This window comes from Diplocloster modestus (assembly GCF_019042245.1).
Lineage (GTDB): Bacteria > Bacillota > Clostridia > Lachnospirales > Lachnospiraceae > Diplocloster > Diplocloster modestus.
On record NZ_JAHQCX010000034.1, the window covers coordinates 1 to 2525 of the forward strand.

The 2525-nt window shown below is 52.4% G+C and carries 1 rRNA gene; it reads left to right on the plus strand.

The window, feature by feature from the left end:
* Window positions 1-2504: ribosomal RNA gene (locus KTH90_RS24655) — 23S ribosomal RNA — on the plus strand; the annotation flags it as partial.
* Between the last annotated feature and the right edge of the window lie 21 nt (window positions 2505-2525).

A 2525-nucleotide genomic window follows, 5' to 3' on the forward strand; every position in this document is an offset into this window, starting at 1 on the left:
TGAGCGAGCGGAATCCAAAGTACCACGAGACACGTGGAACCTTGTGGGAATTCGGGGGGACCACCCCCCAAGGCTAAATACTACTTAGTGACCGATAGCGCATAGTACTGTGAAGGAAAGGTGAAAAGAACCCCGGGAGGGGAGTGAAAGAGAACCTGAAACCCTGTGTTTACAAACTGTGGAAGCACATTATTGGTGCAACCGCGTACTTTTTGTAGAACGGTCCGGCGAGTTACGTCGGCTGGCGAGGTTAAGGACGCAAAGTCCGGAGCCGAAGGGAAACCGAGTCTTAATAGGGCCAGAGTCAGTCAACGTAGACCCGAAACCGGGTGATCTACCCATGTCCAGGTTGAAGTTGCCGTAAAAGGCAATGGAGGACCGAACGCACATCTGTTGAAAAAGGTGGCGATGAGGTGTGGGTAGGGGAGAAATTCCAATCGAACCCGGAGATAGCTGGTTCTCCTCGAAATAGCTTTAGGGCTAGCCTCGGCAGAGTCTTTTGGAGGTAGAGCACTGAATTTCCTAGGGGGCGTCACAGCTTACCGAAGAATATCAAACTCCGAATGCCAGTAAGATGATTGCCGGGAGTCAGACTGCACGAGATAAGTTGGGTAGTCAAAAGGGAAAGAGCCCAGACCTACAGCTAAGGTCCCAAAGTATGTGTTAAGTGGAAAAGGATGTGGGATTTCTAAGACAACTAGGATGTTGGCTCAGAAGCAGCCATACATTCAAAGAGTGCGTAATAGCTCACTAGTCGAGAGGTCCTGCGCCGAAAATGTCCGGGGCTGAAACACAACACCGAAGCTTAGGGATGCAGTAATGCATCGGTAGAGGAGCATTCTTAAAGGGGCGAAGCAGTACCGTAAGGAGCTGTGGACTTTTAAGAAGAGAGAATGCCGGAATGAGTAGCGAGAACAAGGTGAGAATCCTTGTGGCCGAATATCCAAGGTTTCCAGAGTAAAGCTGATCTGCTCTGGGTAAGTCGGGGCCTAAGGCGAGGTCGAAAGACGTAGTCGATGGACAACAGGTGGAAATTCCTGTACCGCGATATAACAGAACTGTGGGGACGCAGAGGGAAAGCACGAGCCGGGAACGGAAAGCCCGGTACAAGCGAGGTAGGAGTACAGTTGGCAAATCCGCTGTACAATCCGAAGACGTGAAGTGGACCGAAATTAAAGTAGGGAAGAGTGTGAGCCAGCTGCCAAGAAAAGCCGCTATTGTTTATATCGTGCCCGTACCGTAAACCGACACAGGTGGATGAGGAGAGAATCCTAAGGCCGACGGAAGAAGCATTGTCAAGGAACTCGGCAAAATGACCCCGTAACTTCGGGAGAAGGGGTGCCACAGAAATGTGGCCGCAGAGAATTGGCCCAAGCAACTGTTTAGCAAAAACACAGGTCTATGCAAAACCGAAAGGTGAGGTATATGGGCTGACGCCTGCCCGGTGCTGGAAGGTTAAGGGGAGAGGTTAGCGCAAGCGAAGCTTTGAACTTAAGCCCCAGTAAACGGCGGCCGTAACTATAACGGTCCTAAGGTAGCGAAATTCCTTGTCGGGTAAGTTCCGACCCGCACGAAAGGCGTAATGATTTGGGCACTGTCTCGACAATGCATCCGGTGAAATTGAAGTACCAGTGAAGATGCTGGTTACCTGCGCCAGGACGGAAAGACCCCATGGAGCTTTACTCCAGCTTGATACTGGGATTCGGTATTGCATGTACAGGATAGGTGGGAGGCTAGGAAACGAGGACGCCAGTTTTCGTGGAGCCGCTGTTGGGATACCACCCTTGCAGTGCTGGATTTCTAACCTGCGGCCGTGAACCGGTCGGGGGACAATGTCAGGCGGGGAGTTTGACTGGGGCGGTCGCCTCCGAAAGGGTATCGGAGGCGCTCAAAGGTTCCCTCAGAATGGTTGGAAACCATTCGAAGAGTGCAAAGGCAGAAGGGAGCTTGACTGCGACACCGACGGGTGGAGCAGGTACGAAAGTAGGACTTAGTGATCCGGTGGTATAAAGTGGGATTGCCATCGCTCAACGGATAAAAGCTACCCTGGGGATAACAGGCTTATCACTCCCAAGAGTTCACATCGACGGAGTGGTTTGGCACCTCGATGTCGGCTCATCGCATCCTGGGGCTGTAGTAGGTCCCAAGGGTTGGGCTGTTCGCCCATTAAAGCGGTACGCGAGCTGGGTTCAGAACGTCGTGAGACAGTTCGGTCCCTATCCGGCGTGGGCGTAGGATATTTGAGAGGAGCTGTCCTTAGTACGAGAGGACCGGGATGGACCGACCACTGGTGTATCGGTTGTACTGCCAAGTGCATGGCCGAGTAGCCAAGTCGGGAAGGGATAAACGCTGAAGGCATCTAAGCGTGAAGCCCCCCTCAAGATGAGATATCCCATAGCACAAGCTAGTAAGACCCCTTGAAGACGACAAGGTGGATAGGGCAGAGGTGGAAGTGCAGCAATGTACGGAGCTGACTGCTACTAATAGGTCGAGGGCTTGACCAGAATGGTCTGGTGGTTTGAGAT